The sequence below is a fragment of the Profundibacter sp. genome (genome assembly GCF_965277155.1).
In the GTDB taxonomy this organism is placed as follows: domain Bacteria; phylum Pseudomonadota; class Alphaproteobacteria; order Rhodobacterales; family Rhodobacteraceae; genus Profundibacter.
The window spans coordinates 459970-485044 of the sequence record NZ_CBDIBV010000013.1; the positions used below are offsets into that span (position 1 = coordinate 459970).

The 25075-nt window shown below is 58.1% G+C and carries 27 protein-coding genes, 1 other RNA gene and 2 pseudogenes; 10 read left to right on the forward strand and 20 right to left on the reverse strand.

Translation table 11 applies throughout. The annotated features are described in order from the left end of the window. Window positions 1–65 precede the first annotated feature (65 nt). Window positions 66–683, forward strand: a complete 618-nt coding sequence (locus ACQY4M_RS17475; protein WP_428546795.1) for a hypothetical protein — start codon at window positions 66–68, stop codon at window positions 681–683. Between the two features lie 3 nt (window positions 684–686). Here the strand turns inward: ACQY4M_RS17475 and ACQY4M_RS17480 are convergent, their stop codons facing one another. The 3 genes from ACQY4M_RS17480 to ACQY4M_RS17490 form a co-directional block, all read right to left on the reverse strand. Next, window positions 687–1343, reverse strand: coding sequence for a hypothetical protein (locus ACQY4M_RS17480; RefSeq protein WP_428546798.1), 657 nt, complete (start codon window positions 1341–1343; stop codon window positions 687–689). Window positions 1344–1408: 65 nt separating this feature from the next. After that, window positions 1409–2452 (reverse strand): IS5 family transposase, encoded by a 1044-nt coding sequence (locus ACQY4M_RS17485; protein ID WP_428539227.1) that lies wholly within the window; start codon window positions 2450–2452, stop codon window positions 1409–1411. Window positions 2453–2527: 75 nt separating this feature from the next. Beyond that, the gene (locus ACQY4M_RS17490; protein ID WP_428546801.1) at window positions 2528–2854 is read right to left on the reverse strand and encodes a hypothetical protein; all 327 of its coding nucleotides are present in this window, start codon (window positions 2852–2854) and stop codon (window positions 2528–2530) included. A gap of 90 nt (window positions 2855–2944) precedes the next feature. On the opposite strand from ACQY4M_RS17490, the gene ffs reads away from it, so the two are divergent. After that, an RNA gene (gene ffs, locus ACQY4M_RS17495) (signal recognition particle sRNA small type) lies at window positions 2945–3043 on the forward strand. Window positions 3044–3057: 14 nt separating this feature from the next. Here the strand turns inward: ffs and ACQY4M_RS17500 are convergent. After that, window positions 3058–3852, reverse strand: a complete 795-nt coding sequence (locus ACQY4M_RS17500) for an alpha/beta hydrolase family protein (RefSeq protein WP_428546804.1) — start codon at window positions 3850–3852, stop codon at window positions 3058–3060. 155 nt (window positions 3853–4007) lie between these two features. Between ACQY4M_RS17500 and ACQY4M_RS17505 the strand changes: the two genes are divergently transcribed. Both ACQY4M_RS17505 and ACQY4M_RS17510 read left to right on the forward strand, forming a co-directional pair. Continuing rightward, entirely contained in the window at window positions 4008–4565 is a 558-nt protein-coding gene (locus ACQY4M_RS17505; RefSeq protein ID WP_428546807.1) for a TetR/AcrR family transcriptional regulator, read from the forward strand. A 33-nt stretch (window positions 4566–4598) separates the two neighbouring features. Next, window positions 4599–5510, forward strand: coding sequence for an MBL fold metallo-hydrolase (locus ACQY4M_RS17510; RefSeq protein ID WP_428546810.1), 912 nt, complete (start codon window positions 4599–4601; stop codon window positions 5508–5510). A 144-nt stretch (window positions 5511–5654) separates the two neighbouring features. On the opposite strand, the gene ACQY4M_RS17515 is transcribed toward ACQY4M_RS17510, so the two are convergent. Beyond that, on the reverse strand, window positions 5655–6881 hold the full coding sequence (locus ACQY4M_RS17515) for an IS256 family transposase (protein ID WP_428539582.1): 1227 nt from the start codon (window positions 6879–6881) through the stop codon (window positions 5655–5657). A gap of 134 nt (window positions 6882–7015) precedes the next feature. Continuing rightward, window positions 7016–7705: a nitroreductase family protein gene (locus ACQY4M_RS17520; protein WP_428546813.1), complete on the reverse strand. Its 690-nt coding sequence runs from the start codon at window positions 7703–7705 to the stop codon at window positions 7016–7018. A gap of 127 nt (window positions 7706–7832) precedes the next feature. Here ACQY4M_RS17520 and ACQY4M_RS17525 point away from each other — a divergent pair, with 127 nt between their 5' ends. The 3 genes from ACQY4M_RS17525 (at window position 7833) to recR (ending at window position 10726) form a co-directional block, all read left to right on the forward strand. Next, window positions 7833–9593: a DNA polymerase III subunit gamma/tau gene (locus ACQY4M_RS17525; RefSeq protein WP_428546816.1), complete on the forward strand. Its 1761-nt coding sequence runs from the start codon at window positions 7833–7835 to the stop codon at window positions 9591–9593. A gap of 111 nt (window positions 9594–9704) precedes the next feature. Further along, window positions 9705–10049 (forward strand): YbaB/EbfC family nucleoid-associated protein, encoded by a 345-nt coding sequence (locus tag ACQY4M_RS17530; RefSeq protein WP_428548246.1) that lies wholly within the window; start codon window positions 9705–9707, stop codon window positions 10047–10049. A gap of 77 nt (window positions 10050–10126) precedes the next feature. Beyond that, window positions 10127–10726 (forward strand): recombination mediator RecR, encoded by a 600-nt coding sequence (gene recR / locus ACQY4M_RS17535; RefSeq protein WP_118943642.1) that lies wholly within the window; start codon window positions 10127–10129, stop codon window positions 10724–10726. A 3-nt stretch (window positions 10727–10729) separates the two neighbouring features. Here recR and ACQY4M_RS17540 read toward each other — a convergent pair whose 3' ends face one another. The 6 genes from ACQY4M_RS17540 to ACQY4M_RS17565 all read right to left on the reverse strand — a co-directional run bounded on the left by ACQY4M_RS17540 (window position 10730) and on the right by ACQY4M_RS17565 (window position 13262). Further along, entirely contained in the window at window positions 10730–10984 is a 255-nt protein-coding gene (locus ACQY4M_RS17540; protein WP_428546820.1) for a DUF4453 domain-containing protein, read from the reverse strand. Continuing rightward, the gene (locus ACQY4M_RS17545; RefSeq protein WP_428546823.1) at window positions 10971–11303 is read right to left on the reverse strand and encodes a YARHG domain-containing protein; all 333 of its coding nucleotides are present in this window, start codon (window positions 11301–11303) and stop codon (window positions 10971–10973) included. The genes ACQY4M_RS17540 and ACQY4M_RS17545 overlap by 14 nt, the downstream gene beginning before the upstream one ends. A gap of 67 nt (window positions 11304–11370) precedes the next feature. Further along, window positions 11371–11685: a muconolactone Delta-isomerase family protein gene (locus ACQY4M_RS17550; RefSeq protein WP_428546826.1), complete on the reverse strand. Its 315-nt coding sequence runs from the start codon at window positions 11683–11685 to the stop codon at window positions 11371–11373. A gap of 25 nt (window positions 11686–11710) precedes the next feature. Further along, window positions 11711–12106, reverse strand: a complete 396-nt coding sequence (locus tag ACQY4M_RS17555; protein ID WP_428546829.1) for a VOC family protein — start codon at window positions 12104–12106, stop codon at window positions 11711–11713. A gap of 83 nt (window positions 12107–12189) precedes the next feature. Further along, the gene (locus ACQY4M_RS17560; RefSeq protein ID WP_428546832.1) at window positions 12190–12471 is read right to left on the reverse strand and encodes a ribbon-helix-helix domain-containing protein; all 282 of its coding nucleotides are present in this window, start codon (window positions 12469–12471) and stop codon (window positions 12190–12192) included. Between the two features lie 179 nt (window positions 12472–12650). Beyond that, window positions 12651–13262, reverse strand: a complete 612-nt coding sequence (locus tag ACQY4M_RS17565) for a phosphatase PAP2 family protein (protein ID WP_428546835.1) — start codon at window positions 13260–13262, stop codon at window positions 12651–12653. A gap of 87 nt (window positions 13263–13349) precedes the next feature. On the opposite strand from ACQY4M_RS17565, the gene ACQY4M_RS17570 reads away from it, so the two are divergent. Next, complete coding sequence (locus ACQY4M_RS17570; protein WP_428539227.1) at window positions 13350–14393, forward strand: IS5 family transposase; 1044 nt, start codon at window positions 13350–13352, stop codon at window positions 14391–14393. A 63-nt stretch (window positions 14394–14456) separates the two neighbouring features. Here the strand turns inward: ACQY4M_RS17570 and ACQY4M_RS17575 are convergent, their stop codons facing one another. The 8 genes and pseudogenes from ACQY4M_RS17575 to ACQY4M_RS17610 form a co-directional block, all read right to left on the reverse strand. Then, on the reverse strand, window positions 14457–15917 hold the full coding sequence (locus tag ACQY4M_RS17575) for an AAA family ATPase (protein WP_428546838.1): 1461 nt from the start codon (window positions 15915–15917) through the stop codon (window positions 14457–14459). Then, complete coding sequence (locus ACQY4M_RS17580) at window positions 15914–16672, reverse strand: hypothetical protein (RefSeq protein ID WP_428546841.1); 759 nt, start codon at window positions 16670–16672, stop codon at window positions 15914–15916. The genes ACQY4M_RS17575 and ACQY4M_RS17580 overlap by 4 nt, the downstream gene beginning before the upstream one ends. A 384-nt stretch (window positions 16673–17056) precedes the next feature. After that, the gene (locus ACQY4M_RS17585) at window positions 17057–17479 is read right to left on the reverse strand and encodes a DUF6511 domain-containing protein (RefSeq protein ID WP_428541242.1); all 423 of its coding nucleotides are present in this window, start codon (window positions 17477–17479) and stop codon (window positions 17057–17059) included. A gap of 3 nt (window positions 17480–17482) precedes the next feature. Next, window positions 17483–19168, reverse strand: a complete 1686-nt coding sequence (locus ACQY4M_RS17590; protein WP_428546844.1) for a DEAD/DEAH box helicase — start codon at window positions 19166–19168, stop codon at window positions 17483–17485. Window positions 19169–19180: 12 nt separating this feature from the next. Then, window positions 19181–19807, reverse strand: coding sequence for a hypothetical protein (locus ACQY4M_RS17595; protein ID WP_428546847.1), 627 nt, complete (start codon window positions 19805–19807; stop codon window positions 19181–19183). Window positions 19808–19825: 18 nt separating this feature from the next. Further along, window positions 19826–20722 carry an ATP-binding protein gene (locus ACQY4M_RS17600; RefSeq protein WP_428546850.1) on the reverse strand — a complete coding sequence of 299 codons (897 nt, stop codon included), beginning with the start codon at window positions 20720–20722 and terminating at the stop codon, window positions 19826–19828. Window positions 20723–20942: 220 nt separating this feature from the next. Continuing rightward, window positions 20943–21212, reverse strand: a pseudogene (locus tag ACQY4M_RS17605) (hypothetical protein); the annotation flags it as partial. A 189-nt stretch (window positions 21213–21401) separates the two neighbouring features. Further along, a protein-coding gene (locus tag ACQY4M_RS17610) for an IS3 family transposase (RefSeq protein WP_428542716.1) occupies window positions 21402–22753 on the reverse strand; the annotation gives its coding sequence in 2 pieces (ribosomal slippage) (window positions 21402–22415 and window positions 22418–22753; 1350 coding nt in all). 92 nt (window positions 22754–22845) lie between these two features. On the opposite strand from ACQY4M_RS17610, the pseudogene ACQY4M_RS17615 reads away from it, so the two are divergent. After that, window positions 22846–23625, forward strand: a pseudogene (locus ACQY4M_RS17615) (AAA family ATPase); the annotation flags it as partial. A 20-nt stretch (window positions 23626–23645) separates the two neighbouring features. Further along, a complete protein-coding gene (locus ACQY4M_RS17620; protein WP_428546853.1) occupies window positions 23646–25073 on the forward strand; it encodes a CpaF family protein in 1428 nt (475 codons plus the stop codon). Window positions 25074–25075 lie beyond the last annotated feature (2 nt).

Genomic DNA, 25075 nt, shown 5'->3' on the forward strand with positions numbered 1-25075 from the left:
CAGATTCCGTGACCGGTTCTCACTGGCCGATTGCCGTTCTTGGCGCCACACACAGCGGGTTACACATGATCAGCCATGACAACCAGCAGGCTCTGCGCAACGAAATCCGGACGGTCAAGGGCCACGATGGCCGCCCCAGCCACGCGCTCTATAGTGTCGAGAATTACGAACACCGCGATGATACCCAAAGCCCTTATGAAATTCTGGACATCACCGACGGGCGGCGTGATCTGTATATCCGCTACTGGATCAAACTGGACCGCAGCAGCCTGACCCAACCCGACAAATGGCGCACCTTCTTTGAATGGAAAACCAAAGGCTATGCCAATGGCAGCGGCTTTCGTCTGATCTCGTTCATCTATACCGATGATGACGGCAAACCCTATTGGCACTGGCAAGGCGACCGTGACCCGGAACACCCCGTCTGGGAAATCGACAACCGCGATATTCCGGTGCCAATGGGGGAATGGTTTTTGACCGAATTTTACTGGCACTGGAGCGAAGGCAAAGACGGGCGGGCCTTATGGAAAATAAACGGGCAGGTTGTGGGCGACCATTTCGGCCGCACAACCCGCAACCACAAACCGATTGATTTCATCATGCTGACGCAGATTTACGGCAACGCCAATCCGAAACACCAATGGGTAGATGATATTGAAATCTGGGATGGATTGCCAAACTAGGCCCTATTCATACGCGATATCCTCGATCACCACCCATCCGTGTTTCCTGTCTGCCCCGAATTCGACCAGCATCAGTGAATAGGTGTCTTCGGTCTCTAACAGCCCCAAAGGTGTCCCGCCTTTCAGCCTTGCAATTTCGGTCTGAATATCGTCGGGATTATAGACAGCCACACCTTCATCTGTAACCGCAGCCTTGGCAACAACCGGACCAGCGCCGGCGCGTATATCCTTGGTATAGGGAACGATAGAGCGCGAGATTATTTTCCCCTGCGCGTCATAATCAACCCTTTGGAACACATGGTCATCAACTACGGTTCTGCTGGTTTTGACATAGGGAATGCCGTCTTTGCCTATCGCCCAGACTTCATCCGTTCCGCGCGGGCCGGACCGATACCAGCCGGTGAATCCGGGTTCCGTGCAGGAAAACGCCGGGTTTGATACCTCGACATTCTGGTTCCATTGCCCGTCCGGTTGCGAAATCAGCGCCTGATAATAATTGTTCACCATCCCCTGCCCGACACCGATGAACAAATCCTTAATGCCATCGTCGTTCACATCCACGACAAGAATTTGAGGGAACCTCTGTAAATTCCCGTTTTCGCCTTCTTCGCGGCGGGGTGGACGGTTTTTCGCCTGTCCCGCCTGATTGCTTCGGATCATAAACCCATTTTCACCGGTTTCAAGCCGGTTTTGGGTATTTCAGGCACACCTCACCCCATGAACCCTTATCCCGGCGCCGCCAGGCCGCATTCGAACTGGACGAAGCGCTTCATGTTGTAGACCAGGTTCATCATCCCGATGCGAAATCGCGCCCGCTTCAGGCCGATGGAGCGGATCAGCTTGCCGCCCATGGAGCGCTCCTGAAAAGCGAATACATGCTCGACCCGGACCCGCACTTTCGAGCGCCTCCGGTTGGCCTTTTGCTGGCGCTCGCCAAGCGGCTTGCCGCGCCTGCCCTTGTGATGGATATGGCTGTGAAGCCCCCGCTCTTCCAGCTCGCTTTCGATCTTTTGCGAGCGATAGGCGCTGTCGGCCCACAGGTCCGATGAGGTGTTGCTCGCATCAATCAGACCGGCAAGCGCCTGGCTGTCATGCACGGCGGCATCGGTGACATCATAAGCGCGGATGAATTTGTGCCGCCGGTCGACATTGATGTGGTTCTTGTAGCCGTAATAGCTCTTGCCGTGCTTCTTCGTCCAGCGCGCATCCACGTCCTTCTGGCGCTTCTTGTGGGGTTTTTCCTCCCACTCTTCAGGCGTTTCGCCCGCCTTGATTTTCTCGTTCTCGTCCCTTTTGTTGTGCTGGCGCGGCGCCGGAACGATGCTCGCATCAACAATCTGCCCGCCCATCGCCAGATAGCCCTTTTCGCGCAGAAAGGCATCGAACTTGTCAAACAGCTCCTTCATCTTCCCGGCCCCGGCCAGCCTTTCACGGTAGGCCCAGATGGTCTTGGCGTCAGGTACGCTGTCTTCAATGCCAAGGCCGAGAAACCGCATGAACGACAGGCGGTCGCGGATCTGATACTCGATCTGATCGTCAGAGAGGTTGTAGAGCTGCTGCAAAACCATCGTCTTGAATATCAGCACCTCATCCCAAGGCGGGCGGCCAGCGTTGGATTTGCGCTGTTCGGGCGGCGTGCGCCATATGGCCTTCAGCTCGTCCCGGTAATCCTCGAACGGCACCATGTCGTTGAGCAACACCAGCGGATCACCAGATTTGTCCAGTCCCGCGTATCGGCTGGAAAGATCAAAAAATCCCATCTGACCCATGACAAAACCCCGTCGGTCGAATCATTTTCATCCTGATGACGATTCTACCCCGTCAGGCCGGATTTTGGGGGATTTTTAGAGGTTCCCTTGAGGCATTCCGGTTTCGGGGTCTGCGTTCCAGTCAACTTCTCCAAAATCGCCTGCAAACGTCAGTTCGCCATTTTCGGTAATATGGACCAGATCGTTTCCCGCGAGTCTGGACAATGACGCTTTAACAGTCGGGGACAGGGAAAAGGTCAGGTGATCCGGATCATCAAAACTGCGCTCCAGAACATCGCATCCGGCAAAGGCAGCCCCGGCGCCAGCAATGGTCACAATAGAAACCAGAATACCGGGCCAGGCGGCACCTCTGGCTTTTGCCGATATATCCATCATTTCACCCCTTACAAAATTACCCGCCATATGTCGCTAAACTATCCGGCACCCCGTCAATTTGATCAACAGCAAAAGGTAGATATTGCGAATCTGCCACAGCGCACCTATATACCCCCCTGAGAGGTTGGTGCGGGCGAGCGCCTCGCCAACCCGGTCAGGTCCGGAAGGAAGCAGCCGTAACGAGTTTTCGTTCGGGTCGTGTCCAGCCTCTCACCTACTCCCTCCGTCTTTTACGCGATCAAATCCCGCCATATAGTAGCGTTTTGCGGCTGGAATACCCCGATATGGCCAATCTTCTTGGCACCATAATCCGCAGGCCGCACCGTCAGTTGCGATTTGCGGGCCTCGGGGAAATTCTGCATATGTCGCCAAACCGTGGTGGGTGGCACCAGGTCATCATCCGCAATCGCCACCAGTTTCATATCCCCCGTAAACGCCCGCCAGTCCGGCACAGGCAACACCCGTCCGACATCGCCCAGATAGAACCCCTTGGTCGTGCACCAGCGCCGCCATTGCCAATAGACATCCGCCGGCAGGTCCCGCCCGGTGCCAAAGGCCTTGGCCGGAAGATAGCCCAGCAATTTGGCTGCCAATGGCCCCGGCCCATACCAGAACGCCGCCGCGACCGCGCGGTAAGGCCACGGGTGTTCGCCCAGATGCACCAACCCGCTGGCGATGGTGATCAGGCGGTCAATCCGCCCTGCCCCTTCGTGAAACGGTACCATTAACCCGCCCAGCGAATGGCCGATCACCCATAGCGGCGTTTCCGGACAAGCCTCTTCCAGAAACCGCTGCGCTGCCGCCTGATCCTGCACGCCCCATTCGGCCATTGTCGCGCTGGAACGGCGCACATGCCCCTCGGCCGAGGCGGCAAAATCGCGGTAATCATAGGTCAGGCAGGCATAGCCCTGCCCCGCCAGCCACTGGGCAAAATGCCGGTAAAATCGGTGCGGTACGCCGGTTGCCCCGTGCAACACAATCGCCGCTTTGGGCGCACCCTTAGGGCGGTGTAATGTACCGGACAACTGCGCACGGTACGCGCGAAAGCGAACAGATTCAATCCTTTCAGGCAGCGGAACAATCCGCAAATCGGGGGCTGTCATGTTATGTTCCCTTTTACTGGACCGTTCGGTCTAATAGCACGGCTGGACCAATCGGTCTAGTCTGATATACAGGTCCTATGCAAAAACCCGCCACAAAAACCCGTGACCGCCTGATCGAAACCGCCGCCACGCTGTTTCGCCAAAAAGGCTATCACGGCACCGGCCTGACCGAAGTGCTAACGGCCAGCCACGCCCCCAAAGGCTCGCTTTACCACCACTTTCCCGATGGCAAATCCGATCTGGCAATGGCGGCGGCCAGTTGGGTTTCCAAGGGGATGTTGCAGATCATTGACGATTCATTCGCGCAGGCAGACAGCTTTGCCGATGGGGCCACCACCTTTTGTTTCAAGCTGGCCAAACTGTTTGATACCGCCGACCATTGGCGCAGCTGCCCGATTTCCACCATGCTGTTTGACGGGCCGGACAATGACGCCTTTCGCCAGCACGCCGACCACATCCTGACCAGTTGGAGCACACGCACCGCCGAACACGGAGTGCGGCTGGGCATGTCCAAGGCCCAGGCCGAAGCCGCCGCCGAGCTGCTGCTGATGACCATTCAGGGCGCCTGGACCCTTGCCCGCGCCCGAAATTCCGCTGATGTCATTCGCCGCATTCCAAAACATCTATATGACTGATAGGGTCTGCGGGCGAAACAAAAGGAAACACCCGTGAAACATTTGATCCCGCTTGCTATTGCCCTAACGGCAACCACCGCCCAAGCCGATATTCTGAACGTCGTCAACGTAGCCCCCGACACATACGCCATCGTCGGCCCGCTTACACAACGCAATCCCGAAAATCTGGGAAACAACGCCACCTTCGGGCTGGTCGTAACAGTTGACGGCGCGGTACTGATGGACCCCGGCGGCAGCTACAAGGGGGCCGAAATGCTACATCAGGTGATCAAGGGGATCACCGATCAGCCGGTGAAATATGTGATCGACACAGGCGGGCAGGATCACCGCTGGATGGGCAACGGGTACTGGCAGAAGCAAGGCGCGCAGGTGATTGCCTCGGACGATGCCGAGGCCGACCATCAGGACCGCGCTTCGATGCAGTTGACCGGCCTTAGCACGCTGATTGGCAAAGATATGCTGGCCGGCACTGAACCCGCCCCTGCCGACATCACATTTGGCACGGATTACACGCTGGAACTGGGCGGCGTGACGCTGCAACTGCACCACGAAGGGGCGGCGCATACGCCGGGGGACAGCACCGTCTGGCTGGCCGATCGTTCCACCCTGTTTGCGGGTGATATTGTCTATGTCGAACGCATCCTTGGCATCGGGCCGCAATCCAATACGCAGGAATGGGTCGCCAGTTTCGAAGCGCTGGCCGCGCTAAAGCCCGAACACATCGTCCCCGGCCATGGCAACCCGACCGATCTGGCCACGGCCACCCGCGACACTTACGATTACCTGATCAACATCCGCACAAAGATGGCCGATTACATTGATGGTGGCGGCGAAATCATTGATTCCGTCAATGTGGACCAATCCGCCTTTTCCTACCTGAAGAATTTCGAAGGATTGGCTGGGCGCAATGCGCAAGAGGTGTTCACCCAGATGGAATGGGAATAGCCCCTATAGCGTTTCCAGTTTATCTTGAAACAGGAGTATCGCTTTTTGCGTTCAAGCCAAAGGCTTGAGGCAGCGAAAGGTTGTGTCTCGAAAGTGGTGGAAATTGATTTCAGGCACCTCCGAGCGGGTTGAGTTATGCGCCGGTCAGGCGGCTTGGTCAAGGGTTGCGTCGGCGACGGGCTGAGCGAGCGTTTCCCAGCCATCGACCTTTCGCATGACGATCTGCCCCGAGGCCATCAGAGCCCAAAGCAGCATCGGCACGGTCTCGGCGCATGGCAGCACGGTCTGGGTCTTGATGCGGCGGCGGAATTCCTCGTTCAGGCGTTCGATCGCATTTGTCGTTCTGGCCGATTTCCACTGGCCTTGTGGCAGACGCGTGAAGGTGAAAAGCTTATCTCCTGCTTCTTCCAAGCTGTCAGCGACGGCCTTGCATTTCAGCCGCCATTTTCGCAGAAATGCCTTGCGGCGGGTGGCGATTTCCTCGGGTGTTTTGGCGTAGATCATGTCGCGGTAATCTTCTGTCAACTCATCATGCATACGCTTGGGTGCCTTGGCCAGAAGGTTGCGGTGCTTGTGCACCGTGCACCTCTGGATCGGCAGATCTTCACCCCAGAGGGCAATGAGAGCGACCTCAAGTCCCGGTGCCCCGTCCACGATGACAAATTCGGGCCGTTTCAACCCGCGCGCATCCAGATCGTTGATGAACTGACGCCAGGCGGAGGTGCTTTCGCCGCCCATGTTCATCAGTGATAACAAGACCTTCTGCCCATCCCGGCGCACGCCAATCGCGGCCAGAACCGAGATATTGGTGGCCTTCCTGTCAATCCGCGTTTTGATCACGGTGCCGTCCAGGATCAGCCGCACGATGTCTTCATCCGCAAGGCTGCGGGCGCACCACGCCTGCCAGTCCACCTTCACCTTGCGCCAGGCGCGGCTCACCACATCCTTGCTGACCGCCCCCTGAAACAGGCCGAACAGGGCGCGTTTTACCCGCCGTGTGTTGGTGCCCGAAAGGTAGACAGCAGCGATCAGCGCCTCGGCCTTCTTCGTCAGCCGCTGGTAGCGGGGCAATGCCTTCGAGCGCCATTCTCTGGCCTTGCCGGCCTCGCCTGTGATCCGCGCACGCGGCACGCGCACCGTTTCGGTTCCAAATGTTCCGACCAGTTGCCGCTCGCGATGCCCGTGGCGGTATCCGGCCTTTGCCCCGCCGCTGCGGCCATACCGGCAACGGCCCAGAAACTGCTCCAGCTCCTCTTCGAAAACCGCCTCGATCGTCGCGCGGATGTTCTGGCGCAGCCGGTCTTCAATCGGGTCATAGCCTGCTTCATTGGCCAGTAGCGCGGATGTCGATGTTGCTGTATTCTTTGTCATGGCGTGATCTCCTTGGCGGTTCCAGCCGCCGGTTGGGTGGCTTCGATGCACCCGGAGATTACGCCGTCCTCGAATTTCCACCAAACTCGCGACACTACCCAGCGAAAAGCGATTCAACACTAACTGGAAGCGCTTTATTTCACCGTCATAACCACATCCAGCGGCTTTTTTATGGTCGAGGCCGCCGGTATCGTCGCCCCCTCTGCCGCCTGCCCGACCACCAGTATCATCACCGGCTTTTCCGAGGCAGGCCGCCCCAGCAGTCCGTTCAGAAACTTCATCGGGTTGGGGGTGTGCGTCAGGCAGGATAGGCCCGCATGATGCAGGGCGGCAATCAGAAAACCGGTAGCAATGCCCACGCTTTCAGGCACGTAATAGTTTTTGTAACGCGTTCCGTCCTCGAATTCGCCATAGCGCTGGGCGAAAACCACGATCAGCCACGGCGCATCGGTCAGATGCTGTTTTTCCACACCGGTGCCCAATGGCTCCAGCGCCTTGATCCATTCATCCCCGCCACCACCGGCGTAAAAGGCTTCTTCCTCTTTCTCGGCGGCCTCGCGAATCTGCGCCTTCAGGTTGGGCGATTTTACGGCAACGAAATGCCACGGCTGATGGTTCGCCCCGCTGGGCGCGCGGCCTGCGGTGGCGATGCAATGTTCGATCACCTCTTGCGGTACATCGGTTTTGGCAAAGTCGCGGGTTGAATGGCGGGTTTTCATCTTGCCGAAAAACGCCAATGCGCGGGATTTCATATCTTCGGGCGATAACGCCTCTTGCGCGGGCAATTCGATCGCCTGAAACTGCAATTTGTCCTTGGAAAACATCGGTGCCCCTTTCCTGATTTGCCCACACTATGTCCTGTCGTGGATACACGCGCAATCCTTGCCTTCACACTTCCCTTTCCGGCAAACACGGCCTAAGCTGGAGTCTGGAAAAACCGACAGGCCCCGCATGACCGACACACCCGATACCGCCTATCAGGTTCTGGCGCGCAAATACCGCCCCGAAAGCTTTGCCGATCTGGTGGGGCAGGACGCGATGGTGCGCACCCTGAAAAACGCGTTTGAAGCTGACCGCATCGCGCAGGCCTTCATCATGACCGGCATCCGCGGCACCGGCAAAACCACCACTGCACGGATCATCGCCAAGGGGATGAACTGTATCGGGCCGGACGGCAATGGCAGGCCAACCACCGAACCCTGCGGGCAATGCGAACATTGCGTGGCGATCATGGAGGGGCGCCATGTGGATGTGATGGAGATGGACGCGGCATCGCGCACCGGTGTCGGCGACATCCGCGAGATCATCGATTCCGTCCACTACCGCGCGGCCTCGGCCCGCTACAAGATATATATCATCGACGAAGTGCACATGCTGTCGACCAGCGCGTTTAACGCGTTACTGAAAACGCTTGAAGAACCGCCGGCGCATGTGAAATTCATCTTTGCCACCACCGAAATCCGCAAGGTTCCGGTAACGGTGCTGTCGCGCTGCCAGCGGTTCGACCTGCGCCGGATCGAACCCGAGGTGATGATCGCCCTGTTGCGCAAAATCGCAACAGCGGAAAATGCGGAAATTTCGGATGATGCCCTGGCACTGATCACGCGGGCGGCAGAAGGATCGGCACGGGATGCGACTTCGCTGCTGGATCAGGCAATCAGCCACGGTGCGGGGGAAACCACCGCCGATCAGGTACGCGCGATGCTGGGGCTGGCCGATCGTGGCCGTGTGCTGGACCTGTTCGATCTGATTGTCAAAGGCGATGCCGCGGGTGCGCTGACCGAAATATCCGGTCAGTATGCCGACGGGGCCGACCCGATGGCCGTGCTGCGTGATCTGGCGGAAATCACCCACTGGATTTCGGTAATCAAGATCACCCCCGAAGCCGCCGAAGACCCCACCGTATCACCGGACGAACGCACCCGCGGTCAGGCAATGGCCGCCGCCCTGCCAATGCGGGTGATGACGCGGATGTGGCAAATGCTGCTAAAGGCGCTGGAAGAGGTGGCAATGGCCCCCAACGCGATGATGGCCGCCGAAATGGCAATCATCCGGCTGACCCATGTAGCCGACCTGCCGACACCGGGCGAATTGGTGAAAAAGCTGCAAGATACCACACCGCCACCTGCTCCAGCGCCCGCACTCGGCGGCGGGCAGGGGGGGCCTGCGGCTGCGCCGGCAGGCGGCGGGGGGGCCTCGCTGCGCTCGGCCCCGTCCCAGCCTTCTGGCGGTGTGCCAACCGCCTTGGCCGTAGCACAACCGGTCCAAAATCCGCTGGAACGCTACGCCCGCTTTGAAGACGTGGTCGAGTTGATCCGCGCCATGCGCGATGTCAAACTTCTGGTCGAAGTCGAAACCGGCATCCGCCTTGTCAGCTATTCCCCGGGGCGGATCGAATTCCAGCCTACAGACAAGTCCCCGCGCGATCTGGCGCAACGGCTGGGCCAGCGCCTGCAAGGGTGGACCGGCGCCCGCTGGGCCGTGACACTAGTGAACGAGGGCGGCGCTGCCACCGTAGCCGAAGTCCGCGATGCCGACCAACTGGCGCTGGAACAGGAAGCGCTGGACCATCCGCTGGTCAAGGCCGTGCTGGAAACCTTTCCCGGCGCAAAGATCACCAAGATCACCACACCAAAGGAAATCGAGGAAACCGCCGCCGCCGAGGCCCTGCCAGAGGTTTCCGACGAATGGGACCCGTTCGAGGACGACTAGCCCTTCTTCTTGCCCGAAATACCTCTGCCGGAGGCATTGAAACTCTTTGGCGCTGCCTTGTGAAACCCAACCATGCCCCGTATCTATACCCTAAGCTACGACACACAGGAGATGGGCAAGATGTTCAAAGGCATGGGCGACATGGCCAAGATGATGAAGGCCGCCAAGGATATGCAGGATAAAATGGCCGAGATGCAGGACGAGATGGACAAGATCACCGTCACCGGCGAATCCGGCGCAGGGCTGGTGCGGGCCACGGCAACCGCCAAGGGCGAGTTGACAGCACTGGAAATTGATCCCTCGATCTTTCATCCCGACGAAAAGGAAGTGGTCGAGGACCTGATTTTGGCCGCGATCAAAGATGCGCAGGCCAAAGCGGCGGAGCGTTCGCAACAGGAAATGGCGAAAATGGCCGAGGGGCTGGGCCTGCCTGCGGATATGAAGCTGCCGTTCTGACTGGATAGCGCAGGAAAAAAGATTCAATGCCTCCGGCAGAGGTATTTCGAGCAAGAAGAAGGGCAAAGGGACGCAAAATGGGCAATGCGACACAGGATATCGAAAACCTGATCGAGCTGATGGCCAAGCTGCCCGGCCTTGGCCCCCGTTCTGCGCGGCGCGCGGTGCTGCATATGATCAAGAAACGGGCGCTGATTATGACGCCCTTGGCAGATGTTTTGTCCGAGGTGGCCGTCACAGCGCGGGAATGTCTGAACTGCGGCAATGTCGGCACATCGGACATTTGCGATATTTGCGAGGCCGACAAACGTGCCACCGGTGAATTATGCGTGGTCGAGGATGTGGCCGATCTGTGGGCGATGGAACGCGCGGGCGGGTTCAAGGGCCGCTATCATGTGCTGGGCGGCACCCTGTCGGCGCTGGATGCGGTGGGGCCGGATGATTTGCAAATTCCCAAGCTACGCGACCGTGTGGCGGCCGAGGGCATCACCGAAGTGATCCTTGCGCTGAATGCCACGGTTGATGGCCAGACCACCGCCCATTACATCGCGGACGAGTTGGAAGGCAGCGGCGTAACCGTCACCACGCTGGCCCAGGGTGTGCCGATTGGTGGCGAACTGGATTATCTGGACGATGGCACCATCAGCGCCGCCCTGAAGGCGCGCAAGTCGTTCTAGGGATCAGCCTGCAAACATCTCGCATTTATCCAGATCATCGCCAAAGAAAACCCAGCCAACCCCGACCACCGTACCCTGCCGCCGCTGGGTGATGAAAAACCAGTCATTTCCGGCCTCGTCCACCAGTTCTTCGTGGAAGAAATCAATCTGGTCACCTTTTTGCAGATGGCCGATCACTTGGGAATCCACATGTCCCGCGTTGTGGATCGGCAGGGCAGGCCCCAGCCAACCAACACAGGCGGCTTCAAATTCGGTCATAGGGCAGGTCCAGCATTTGTTTGCGTTGCTCGATCAGATCGACATCCAGGCGCTGGCGCTGATTGTCCACATGACACTCCAGCGCCTTTTCACGATCCCGGACATCGGCCAGCACATCGCGTTCCTGCCCGTCCAACCCGGGCTCATTGGTGAAACAGCCCGCGTTTCCGAACACCGCCTGCCCCAAGGGTGAAGCAAAACAATATCCGTTGCGGGCAAACAGCAGATTGCGGGTGAACCAAAGGTCATCACATGGGCTAAAGGCCGCTGCCGGTGTGTATATGGAAATCAGTGCCGCGATGGTTAAAACAAGGCGCATGGCACCCTCCTGATTTAGTCATCTCCCCATCGCCACAACTTAAGCATAATATCCTGTGTAAAGAAAGCTAGCGGCCCAGACGTTCCTTAACATCGGCGGCAAAATCCTCGTACCGGCGCAGGGATTTCACGTCGGCCCGCACATGTTGCCCCATCTTCTGCATGATCGGCAGATCAAACATGATCTGGTCCAGCATGTCGGGCGTTTCCACATCGACAATCGCCAGAACCTTGCGTTCGCCAACCACTTTCCACAGGTCCACCACCACGCCGGCCTCTTTGGCGCCCAGCGCGGCCTCTGCTTCTTCGGCCCAGATGGCAAACAGCCCCTGCTGGCCCATATCGGCATCATATTCCACTGTAAAATCAATTCTATAGAGCATTTGGTTTTCTCCTCCCTGTTGTATATTACTTGTAGCGGCCGTGCTGTTGCAGCACTTCGATCTGGTATCCGTCCGGATCGGCAACAAAGAAAAACCGCGCCAACAGCGCACCGTCGCGTTCGAATTCGACGATCTTGCGCGGATCCAGCCCCACGGCCTGAAAACGGGCATATTCGGCGTCCAGATCATCAACCACAAAGGCAATATGCCCGTACCCGTCGCCCAGATCGTAAGGTTCGGAACGGTCCTTGTTCACGGTCAACTCCAGCTCGAAATCCGCGTCCTGATTGCGCAGGTAGATCAGGGTGAAACTGTCGAAATCCAACCGTTCCGCAATTTCCAGACCAAAGGCCTGTTTGTAGAAATCAACCGAGCGCGCCTCGTCCAGCACGCGAATCATGGAATGGATTGCTTTGGCCATATTTTTCCCCTGCCTTTGCTATCTGTTGCAATACACCCTAGCAGAGCGGGAAATGGCGTGGGTAGTAGCGGAATACTACAGGGCTATTCGGCGGCAATACCCGTCAGTTCGCGGTGCTGGTGCTTTAGGCAGGCACAGCGCAAAAGCGAGGTGAAATTAGGTGCTTCGCCCCTGAGTACCAGCACTTCGGAATGAAGGGCAGACAGGAATTGCGGGGTTGTCACCCCTTCGCTGGCCGCGATATCGTCAACCATATTCCAGAAGGTTTTCTCAAGCCGGATGCTGGTGCTTTGCCCATTCAGGCGCAGACGCCGTGTGACCGGTTCATAATCATCCGGGTTTTGCCCAGCAAAAATCTCGCACACCTTCTGCCCCCCACGCAACAACACAGGGCTCTATTGTGCTCAATCTTGACACAGTTGCAAGAGGGGTGAGCAAATCCAATAAAATTGAATCCATCCGCCAATCCGAACGCATTTGCAGTCACAAACGCTGCCTCGGATCGGCAGATGGATGCTTGAGATCGTTTTGGATTGGATGCGCTCTAGAATTCGTAGCGCATCCCGACGTGCACGCGCCGGTCATCGAATGTCACCTTGACTCGATCAAACGCAACCCCGACCAGCGCACCCGCAATCACCTGCCCGACCGTGTGGTTATCACCGTGAACCCGCGATGCCCCGACCAGTGCGGCCAATCCGAATGCCAGAACCTTGCCGCCCTTTGTGTGCAGACATTGCCGCGACAGGTAGCTGGCCCCGTAAAATGCAGCCGCCGTATGCCCGGATGGAAAACCGTGTGTACCGCCATTGGGCCGCTGGTTGATTGTCGCATTGCCCAGCGCGTGTTTGCTGGCCTCAACGGCAACCTCCTGTCCAATGAACTGCCAAGCGGCGGGGCCGAAATCATGCTTGCGAGCAGCACAAACCATTGCAGCAGCCGGCAATGCAATCTCCAACACATCCCCTGCTTTTGTAAAACTATCACCCGCCTGTGCGGGTGTGATCAGGCTGCACACTACCATTGCTGCGGCGAACCGCGGCACAAACCGTTTACATATCATTATTGCCGTTCCCTTAACTGTCCCTTTTGCTGGCAAATATTTTGCCAGACAAAAATCATAGAACCCGCACGTTGCTGAGGTAAATAAACCCAAGGGAACCTCTAAAAATCCCCCAAAATCCGGCCTGACGGGGTAGAATCGTCATCAGGATGAAAATGATTCGACCGACGGGGTTTTGTCATGGGTCAGATGGGATTTTTTGATCTTTCCAGCCGATACGCGGGACTGGACAAATCTGGTGATCCGCTGGTGTTGCTCAACGACATGGTGCCGTTCGAGGATTACCGGGACGAGCTGAAGGCCATATGGCGCACGCCGCCCGAACAGCGCAAATCCAACGCTGGCCGCCCGCCTTGGGATGAGGTGCTGATATTCAAGACGATGGTTTTGCAGCAGCTCTACAACCTCTCTGACGATCAGATCGAGTATCAGATCCGCGACCGCCTGTCGTTCATGCGGTTTCTCGGCCTTGGCATTGAAGACAGCGTACCTGACGCCAAGACCATCTGGGCCTACCGTGAAAGGCTGGCCGGGGCCGGGAAGATGAAGGAGCTGTTTGACAAGTTCGATGCCTTTCTGCGCGAAAAGGGCTATCTGGCGATGGGCGGGCAGATTGTTGATGCGAGCATCGTTCCGGCGCCGCGCCAGCACAACAAAAGGGACGAGAACGAGAAAATCAAGGCGGGCGAAACGCCTGAAGAGTGGGAGGAAAAACCCCACAAGAAGCGCCAGAAGGACGTGGATGCGCGCTGGACGAAGAAGCACGGCAAGAGCTATTACGGCTACAAGAACCACATCAATGTCGACCGGCGGCACAAATTCATCCGCGCTTATGATGTCACCGATGCCGCCGTGCATGACAGCCAGGCGCTTGCCGGTCTGATTGATGCGAGCAACACCTCATCGGACCTGTGGGCCGACAGCGCCTATCGCTCGCAAAAGATCGAAAGCGAGCTGGAAGAGCGGGGGCTTCACAGCCATATCCATCACAAGGGCAGGCGCGGCAAGCCGCTTGGCGAGCGCCAGCAAAAGGCCAACCGGAGGCGCTCGAAAGTGCGGGTCCGGGTCGAGCATGTATTCGCTTTTCAGGAGCGCTCCATGGGCGGCAAGCTGATCCGCTCCATCGGCCTGAAGCGGGCGCGATTTCGCATCGGGATGATGAACCTGGTCTACAACATGAAGCGCTTCGTCCAGTTCGAATGCGGCCTGGCGGCGCCGGGATAAGGGTTCATGGGGTGAGGTGTGCCTGAAATACCCAAAACCGGCTTGAAACCGGTGAAAATGGGTTTATGATCCGAAGCAATCAGGCGGGACAGGCGAAAAACCGTCCACCCCGCCGCGAAGAAGGCGAAAACGGGAATTTACAGAGGTTCCCTGTAGATAAAACACCCGCAGGGGGCGCGGCGGGGTGAAGCCCAAAAACGAAACACCAGCGGCCATGTGAACCAGCCACGAGATCAGGAAATCGCTCTTGCCAACCTTGGGTGCGCCACCGACCACCAACAGCCCGCCGGGGGTCAACACGCGGGGCGCAATGATGTCTTCGGGCATGGGCGTGGTGTCATCCAGCAATTCTCCAAGGGTGAAGGCGGGCATGGTGGCGGGGACCGGCGCGCCGGGATCAAGCCGCAGCAATGGCGGGCCGTTCTTTTCCACATGCAAGGCCCAGATGCGTTCGGCCTCACGCTGCAGCCGCTCGACCGGCCAGCTCGGGCGCAACATGGCGGCGTTGTATCCGCAGATGCCTTCCCAGCCCGCGTCTTTTGACATGCGGCCCTCATGCACCATGCGGATAAAATGGCCGATGGCGGCACTGGCTCCCTCGAAACGGGACCAGTTATCCTGCGCGCCTTCACGCACCGGCGTTGTCAGCACGTCAGCGGCTTTGGCCTTGTTCTCGCGCACGAACTCCGGTTCGAGCGAAATCCCCGGCGCGGGCGGCATGTCCTGCACCGCCTCGGTGAATTCATCGAGATCCCGTTCCATGGCGGGATTGATTTCCAGAATCCGCACGAGTGTCTTCAGGCTGTTCTTATAGTAAACACTGCCCGCGACGCGGATTGGCTGATGCGCCGAGCGAAAATGCATGTCTCCCCCGACCTTGGCGGCAATATCGCCGCGCAGGCGGCAGACCCGCGCCACGTCGCTGCCCTCGGCCGGTTCGGTCAAGCGCCACCAGATATGGCATTTCTGCTGCCCCTCCGGGGTGATGCCGCCGCTTTGCACGACCATGGTCGGCGCACCGAGGTGGGCCTCCAAGTGTGCCCGTTTGGCGGCAATGTCGCCGGTGTCGAGATCGACCACCAGCGCCTGCATTTGCTGAACATCCGCCGCCTTGGCCTGTCCGGCTTCGTCCACTGTGCCAGGGATGACGTAAACCGCTGCCCCTTCGCGCGAGGCCCAGTTGGCAAAGGTGGTCATCTTGTCCGGCGCATGTTCATTGGCTTCCAGCCAGATATTGTGGGGCCGACCGTCGATGCCCTGACCCTTATCAATGAAACTGCGGACCGGGATCAGGCCTTCACAATAACCAAACACAACGTCCATAAAGGTCGTGATCTGCGCTGGATCCGGTTCATCGCCGAACACATCAATCCGGGGAGCCGCATCATTGAAATCCCGCCACGGGTTGAAGTGGAGGATTTCGCCATCGGTAGTCTCTGAAGACTCTATGCCATTCTCCTGACCGCCTGTCGTCGCGTCGGTGTTTTCATCTGCGGGTGTGTCGTCATCAATTCGATCTGTCATTTATTCTGCTCCCAGCAGCGGTCTGCGTATGAGCAGAAGCGGCATTCGTAGAAATCGCGGGATTGGGCGATGCGGGGTAGCAATTCACCGGCATCGGTGGCCTGCAGAATGCGCACGGCACGGTCCGACATGCGCTGCGCCAGCGCCGCATCGAACGGCACCGGTTCGTGATAAAGCTCGGCCGTGTCCTTGTTGATGGCGGTGAACAGCGCAGGAGCGGCCGAAATCCCCGGCACGACCGGCTCCATATAGGCCTGATAGATGGAAATCTGGGCGGCATAGACCGGCTTGGAAATGGCAACCCCGTCCTTGACGCAGGCGCGCCAGTTCTTCGCGTTCATGGTTTTGCATTCCCAGAGTGCAGGTGTGCGCAAGCCGAGCGCGGCGGGTGCCCCCATAATAATGCCGTCCACATGGCCGCGAATGCGTCCGCCCGCGACGGAAAATCCCAGCTGACCTCCGTCGTTTTTTTGGGTTACCAGATCGAGACCAGCGGCGCGCAACCAGCGAATGGCCAGATCCTCTAGCATGTGGCCAATGGCGAAGATCCGCAGAACCTGACCGCTGAAATCGCTGCCGTCGTCTTTCGGGGCCTGCACGAACTCGAATTGCAGCGCCCGTTCGCAGGGCACGCCGAGGCGGGACGCCCCGAGGTAGGTGCGAGGAGTATCTGCATCCCGCTCGCCGATCAGCGCGGCATCGACCAGATCGTTGATGCGTTCGCCTATGGAGGGGCGTTTATTGTAATCAAGCATTTACCCCTCCAGAATAGGAGCGGTGTTCAAGGCCGTGACAGGTTGAACAAAGCCACTCTACGGCCAAAGGATTGCTGTAGTCACAATGATGACCTTCCAAATCGGCTACGCATCCACAGCGCTGGCACCAGAGGGGAACAATTATTCGACCGCTTTTAACCGCACTCCTGACAACCGCATGCGCACGGCTCTTTATAGAATGGCGTGTTCTATAGCGTTCTTGTGCTTCTCTATGCCTTTTCGGATCACGATGGTTTCGCGCATATTCTCGCTGGTATTCACGCCTGCAATCACGACACCAAACTTGGAGACCATCCGGGCTACGGTGCCGTTTACCATATTCATCTAGCGGTTTTCGAATCCCGCATTTACTGCATAGTTTTTTCAAAACGGAATCTCCGATGCTTGCGATTTGGCGATGTCGGCCATGGCCTCGCGGAAACCCTCGACGGCCTCCTCGATCAGGGCGCGAACCTGGCGCTCGGTGAGACCGGCCAATTCCGTCTGCCAACCGATTTCCTCCATCAGCAGGGCGATGCGTTGCATGGTGGCGGTGACGGCGGCGCGTTCTTCTTCGGTGAGATCAACCATGGCCACAGACTCCCGTGCTCGCGCCGCCCAGAAGGCCTGACAGGCTATCGAGCAGAACCAAAAATAAGAGCGGGAATGTTTCCGCTGATGGGGCCGTTGCGAACGGTGCGGATCGCGCCAGCCAAAACCACGGGTGGGTTGCTGGCAGACCGCACAAAGCGCGCCACGCGGATGCCAGAGCCGTTGCCGGTCGGTTGTTGTCGGGAAATGCGTCATTGGTCATGCCGCCCTCCCGATTGCATCGGCAGCATTATCCGCCCCGAACACCAGCGAACGGATGGCCTTGCGGTTGAAGCGGAACGACAAGAGCGCCGAGGCCTGATAGCGGGTCAGCCCGAAATCCTGCCGGTATTCTGCTGGCAGATATTGCAGCTGCTTTTGTGTCGGCGGCTGGTTCAGCCAGCGCCGCGTCTTGTGGGCGCTCTCATCAGATTCGTGCGTGTTCAGCCAGTCATCGGCGGCGGCGAGGCAAACCGTGCGCTCGCCCGCGGCCAGCAATCGGGGCCGTTCCTTTTGCCGCCCGCCGATTCCGTACCAGCGGCCATTCAGAAAAAACACCCCGCCCCAGGCGACAAACCCGTTGGCGATCAGGGCCGCATCATCGCCGAACAGGTCACACCAGCGGAAACTGGAGCGCTTCAACAGGTCGATCTCGGACATGACGAACTCGGAAAGCTCGCACGGGCCGTCAGCGTCGTCACGTTCCCAGAGATGGCCGCAAAGCGGGCATTCCATCACCGCCAGCGGCACGGTCGCCTCGCAATCGGGGCACTCTTTGGTCGGGGCTTCACCGCTACCTTCGCGACCATCGAGATCAACGTCCTGCTCGAGCGAGCCATGCAGCAGCGTGGACGTGCCGAAATCCAGCACGATGCAATCGGTCTTGATGACGCCCGGATGCTCACTGGGATCAACCGTGCGCAAACCCCGCCCGACCATCTGCATCATGGTGGACTTGTAGGAACTTGGCCGCAGCAGCACGACGCAGGAGGTGGGCGGATGGTCCCAGCCCTCGGTGAGGACGGCTACATTGACTACCACCCGTAATTTGCCCGCGCTGTAATCCGCCAGCACCGATTTGCGCTCGGTCTCGCCCATGTCGCCGTAAATCAGGCCCGTCGGCACCTCGGCGGCGTTGAACGCATCAGTTACATTGCGGGCGTGGTCGACGGTGGAGCAGAAGACCACGGTTTGCCGGTCTCCCGCCTTTTCCCGCCAATGCTCGATAACCGCATCGGTCACCGGCGCGCGGTTCATGATGGCGTCGACCTCGCCCATGTCGAAATCCGCCACCGTTTTGCGCACGCGGCCCAGATCGCTCTGCACGCCCACATCGACAACAAAGGTGCGCGGCGGCACCAGATGGCCCGCAGCGATCAACTCGCCGATACGAATCTGGTCCGAGACATTGGTAAAGACTGGCCGCAGCCCCTTTTTGTCGCCCCGGTTCGGCGTGGCCGTGACCCCGAAAACCTTGCAATCCGGATTGCGATCCAAGGCACGATCGATGATGCGCCGGTAGCTGTCGGCCGCCGCATGGTGGGCCTCATCGATCACCAGCAGGTCGAGTGCGGGCAGAGCGTCCAGATTGGCGGCGCGGGTGAGCGTCGGCACCATGGCAAAGGTCACCTGACCCCGCCATGATTTTTCTTTGGCATCGACCACCGAGGTGGACAGCCCGGGATTGACGCGGGCGAACTTGCCACGGTTCTGCTCGGTCAGCTCGTCCCGATGCGCCAGCACGCACGCCTTGGCATCGCTGTCACCAACCATGTCTCCGGCCACCGCCGACAGCATAAAAGTTTTCCCGGCACTGGTCGGCGCCACACCGAGCGCATTGCCATGTTCATCGAGCGCGCGAAGGCTGCGCTCGACAAAGAGTTTCTGGCGGGGGCGGAGCAGCATGGCCAGACCCTCCTATTGCGCCCAGGACGGACGGCCAGTGGCCGACGGTGCCTGAGAGGATTGCGAACCCTGCGGGGGCGGCGCGCCCTGCAGGTTGTGGGATTGCTGACCCTGCGAAAGCGGGGGCTGCGCTGGAGCGACCGCGCCCATGATTGCCGCGTAATCCTTATGATCGGGCGTCACCGCAGACCGGATCTCGTTCTTGTCGTCACCATTGGCATCTGTGCCGACATCAATACGGGCGACGAATTCAATCCCGTCGAGATCGGCAAAGCCGCCGATACGGCGTGCCGCCTGAGCCTCGGGCGACATGTCCTTGTCGGAAATCCCGCGCGCGGAATTGAGGATGCCCCGCACAAAACTGCGCCCCATATTGCCCCAATCCGGCCCCTTGGGGCTGTAGAGCCCGATCAGCGTGAAGATCTTGCGGCGTGCATATTGGCCTTCCAGCACGGTGAATTCACCGTTCAGATAAACGGCACCGGTGGAGCCGCGCGTGGCATAGGCGCCGGTCCAACCCTGGCTCGGATCATCGAACCCGCCGGGGCGGATGGTCAGGCGTACCTTGGCCAGCGTGCCCTTGGGGATCAGGTTGATGTTGCTTTTTGCGTCATTGAAATCATTCCAGAGTCCAGTCATGGATCAGGTCCTTTTCGTTCAGTTGGGGGATGGGTTTTGATCGGCCACAGCGGCCGGTTCAGGGGATTGGGTGTAGGTCAGCCGATCACTTGCGGGCACGCCTGGGGTTCTGATCTTCTCCATCAGACGGCCCAGATGCGGCTCCTCGACTTGCGCGAGGCGACCCGAGCGATCTTTGGCGGGAAAGCCCCAAGGGTTGATAGTCTGGCAGATGAAGGCGCGGTAGGGCACGCCGCTTTCGCCCGGCAATTCGGCCATGGTAATGACCTCGTCGACGATGCCCGGCAGCTCGAGGCCGGTTTTGGAGCCGTCGATTTGGGCCGAAAATACCTTGCGATTGAAGTCGTCCAGCTTCTCGTCGAGGATGCCGACGAACCAGACATTTTTCGCTCGCGTATGCTGGAGATGCGTCAACCAGCCGATCATCTCGCGGCCGTGCAGCCCATAGGCCCCGCGCACATCCGGCTTGCCGGTCTTTTCCGAGAACGCCTCGGGCTGGCCCTTGCACCAGCCGAAACACAGCCTCCCGGCCACGGTGATCGAGTCAATGAAGATGGTCTGGTATTTCACGAGCGCGGCGGGATCGCCGAACTGCTCGCACACGGCCGCATAATGCGCCGGGCCATAGGGCAGCGTGCCCCGCGGGGGCTGATCATCGCGCAGCGCCGGATTGGGTCCGCCGATGAACACCGCGAAATCCCGACACTCGGCCCAGGTGCGCGGCCGGATCGTGTCCCCCTGCCAGCCTTCGATGGCAAGATCGCCCGCCTCGAGGTCCATGAACAGGGTGGTGGCGGGATCGAGCGTCCAGAGCAGGCTGGTTTTGCCGATACCGGATTTCCCGAAGATGCAGCCTTTGATACCGCGGGCTTCGGCCAGGCGCTCGTCGGCGCTGATGATGGGAAGTTTGGACATCTACATGCCTCCATGTTTTTCTGTTGAGAACCGAGCAAATGGCCGGGCGACTAACAACGAGTTCATCAGCAATGCGGTAAGTGGATAGGCCGCTTTCCCGAAGCTGGAAGGCGCGCCGGACCAAGTGTTCGTTTAGCTTGGCCTTCGGATTATCGGTGCCTTGCAATAAAGGCGGCTTTGACCCCCGATCCTTGCGGATCATGTCAGCCAAGTTGTCCTGCTGTGTGCCCGCAAAAAGGTGATCGGGATTAACGCAGGCCGGATTGTCACAACGGTGGCAGATAACCTGCTCCGGTTTCAGGCGAACCGCGTTGAAAATCTCGAAGGACAGCCTATGCGCCTTAATGTTTCCTTCACCGCGCCGACCCCGGCCAATCACACCATAACCATTATCGTTTTTCGCGCCGGTCCATTCCCAGCATCCACGATTACGGAAATGGATGTAGCGAATAAAACGCATTCCGATAGGAGTTTGCTCTTTTCCGCTCATTGCGCGGCCTCCTGACTGACAAGCTCAATCTTGAGGCTGCCAGGGCGCACAGTACGGGCGGGCTCGAACCCCTTGCGGATACCTTCGGGCCATGCGCTGTACTTGCGCTCGGGAACTGTCCGTCGTCATATAAAATGGGACATCAGAGCGGTTTGAGATTTGGAGGCTCTGGTTCGTTTGTGTGATTGATTATGCAGCTTGTTTTTGATGTTGCAAGCGGCGTTGTTGGATTGTCTGTTTCTTGATCTTTTCCCTTTCTCTGATGATGGTTTTGTCACGCCCAAAATAGACGTCGGCGGGCGTGACGTTGTTTAGGCTCTCGTGGTACCGTTCGTTATTGTAGAATTCGACGAAGGCCTCAATCTGGCGTTCCAGATCGCCGGGCAGGTAGTAGTTTTCCAGTAAGACCCGGTTCTTCATGGTCTGGTGCCAGCGCTCGATTTTGCCTTGAGTTTGTGGATGGAACGGGGCTCCGCGAACGTGACCCATTTTATGATCATCCAGCCAGTCGGCCAGATCACCCGAGATGTAACAGGACCCATTGTCACTGAGCAGGCGTGGCATGTGCCGCACAACCGCCTGGTCGCATCCTGACGCTGCCAGAGCCAGCTCAATCGTATCAGTCACATCCTCGGCCCGCATGTTGGTGCAGAGCTTCCACGAGATGATATAGCGGCTGTAATCATCCAGGATCGTGCTGAGATAATACCAGCCCCAACCGATGATCTTGAAGTAGGTGAAGTCGGTCTGCCACATCTCATTGATGGCGGTGGTTTTGTCCGTGAACTCGTCAGCGGCCTTGATTACCACATAGTCTGGTGCAGTGATCAGATCAGCAGCCTTCAGAATGCGGTAAGCCGATGATTCAGAGATAAAATATCGCTTCTCATCGGTGTATTTGACAGCCAATTCCCGTGTCGTAAGCGCCTCATGTTCCAGTGCGAACTCGATCAGGTCATCACGCCTGTCTTGAGGGATGCGGTTCCAGACAGACTTGGGCCGGGGTGAGCGATCCGCCAACGCATCAAGACCACCTTCGACATAAGCATCATACCAACGGTAAAATGTGGTGCGCGCAATACCCAGCATGTCGAGGGTTTGCTTCACAGGCAGATGTGATTTTTCAACGGTGTCGATAATCGACAATTTCTCAGATGCAGGATATCTCATTCCTCGTACCCCCCAGCCCCTGTCATGCTTTTTTTGAGCAGGCGGTTTTCAATGGTCAGATCGGCTACGCATTCTTTCAGGGCCATAGATTCCGAACGCAACTCTTTGACTTCTGGTGATGTCGCCTGACGAGCAGTGTCGCCAGAAAGTCGCCGCTTGCCTGCTTCGAGGAATTCTTTGGACCAGCTATAATACAGGCTTTCCGCAATGCCCTCACGACGGCACAGCGCGGATATGCTTTCCTCTCCTCGAAGGCCCGCTAAGACAATGCGGATCTTCTCCTCGGCAGAATAGGTTTGTCTGGGTTTGCGGCGGATATTCTTTACCAGCTTATCTGCCGCTGCTTTACTCGTTCCGGATTTCTTGTTCATCTTCACTCCTTGACGGTTACGATGAACCAGAAATCCTCCGTTAGCTAAACCTTAAATCTGTCCCACGAGTGCTGACGTCAGACACCACTGGAAATTATGACGGCGTTGTTCTGCCTGTTCATGGTCTGGCAGGCGGCACTGGCGCCTCGACCCTTGCGGTCAATCTGGCGTGGGAACTGGCCAATATTGACAAAAAGAAAGCCCCGCGCGTTTGTCTGTTGGATCTGGACCTGCAATTCGGATCGGTTTCGACCTATCTGGACCTGCCGCGGCGTGAAACAGTATATGAATTGCTGACCAACACCGAATCCATGGACAGCGAAAGCTTTATGGCTGCGCTGTTGACCTATGGCGACAAGATGCATGTATTGACCGCTCCGGCCGACATGCTGCCCCTGGATCTGATCGAACCCGATGATGTGCTTCGCATTGTCGAAGTGGCCCGCACAAATTTCGACTATGTTGTCATCGATATGCCTTCAACACTGGTCGCCTGGACCGAAACGGTTCTGAACAAGGCCCATGTCTACTTTGCAACTCTTGAGCTGGATATGCGCAGCGCCCAGAATGCCCTGCGATTGATCCGTGCCCTTAAATCCGAAGAACTGCCCTACAAGAAAATGCGTTATGTTTTGAACCGGGCACCAAAATTCACCGATCTAAACGGAAAATCCCGTGTTAAAAGGCTGGCCGAAAGCCTGGATATCGACATCGAAATACAGATTCCGGACGGTGGCAAAGTGGTTGTCCAGGCCGGTGATCACGGCGTGCCAATGGCCGAAACCGCCGCAAAGAACCCGGTTCGCAAAGAATTCACCAAGCTTGCCATGTCAATTCACGAGCTTAACGAAGCCGCCGAGGCTGGCCAGTAAAGTAGAAAAGGGAATACAGAATGTTCTCGCGTTACAAAAAAGCAGGGTCCAAAGACTCTTCCCAATCTGTTGCAGCAAAGCCCGCTGCCAACAAGCCTGATGATGCAGCGCATTCGCTGCGCAAGGCGGCAAAGGCCCCTGCATCGGCCGCTGTGCCCGACAAAGAGCTGAAGCGCAAAGAGCGGTTGGCAGAAATACGCCTGCAATTGCATCAGGAATTGCTGGATAACCTGAATCTGTCTGCATTGGAAAATGCGGCTGAATCCGATTTGCGCAACGAAATCACCGCCATCGCAACCGAGGCGCTGGAAGAGATGAACGTGGTGCTGACCCGTGATGAACGCACCCATCTTTATCAACAACTGTTCGACGAAGTAACAGGCCTTGGCCCGATCGAGCCTTTGCTGAAAGACCCGACCGTCAACGATATTCTGATCAATGGCCCGAAGCAGATTTTCGTAGAACATGAAGGCAAGCTGGAATTGAGCGACATCACCTTCAAGGATGAACGCCACCTGCTGCGCATCATCGACAAAATCGTGTCCGCTGTGGGCCGGCGCGTTGACGAATCCAACCCTTATGTGGATGCCCGTCTGGCCGATGGCTCGCGTTTCAACGCGATGGTTCCGCCGATTGCGGTTGATGGCTCGCTGGTTTCCATTCGTAAATTTAAAAAGGACAAGCTGGGCATTGATGATCTGGTGGCCTTTGGCGCCTTTTCAGAAGAAATGGCTGCCTATCTTCAGGCCGCCGTGGCATGTCGTCTGAACATCGTCGTTTCCGGCGGTACCGGTTCCGGTAAAACCACCACCCTGAACGCGCTGTCGTCCTTTATCGACAATGCCGAGCGTATCCTGACAATCGAGGATACGGCGGAACTTCAATTGCAGCAGGTCCATGTAGGCAGGATGGAAAGCCGTCCGCCGAATGTGGAAGGCAAAGGCGAAGTATCGCCGCGCGACTGTCTGAAAAACGCCCTGCGGATGCGCCCTGACCGGATTATCGTGGGGGAAACGCGTGGCGAAGAAGTGATCGACATGCTGCAGGCCATGAACACCGGCCACGACGGATCAATGACCACGATCCACGCCAACTCGGCGCGCGATGGCGTGTCGCGGATGGAAAACATGATCGCGATGTCGGGCATTGAAATGCCGCTGAAAGCGGTGCGCAGCCAGATTTCCTCGGCTGTGAACCTGATTGTGCAGATCAGCCGTTTGCAGGATGGCTCGCGCCGGATGACATCGGTTACGGAAATCACCGGGATGGAGGGCGAAGTGATCTCGATGCAGGAAGTGTTCAAATTCCAGCGCGTCGGCCTGACCCCGGAAAACAAAATCCTTGGCCATTTCACAGCCACCGGCGTGCGGTCGCACTATTCCGAACGCTTCCGCATGTGGGGCTATGATCTGCCTGCTTCCTTGTTCGAACCCTTTGCTGCGGAGTAATA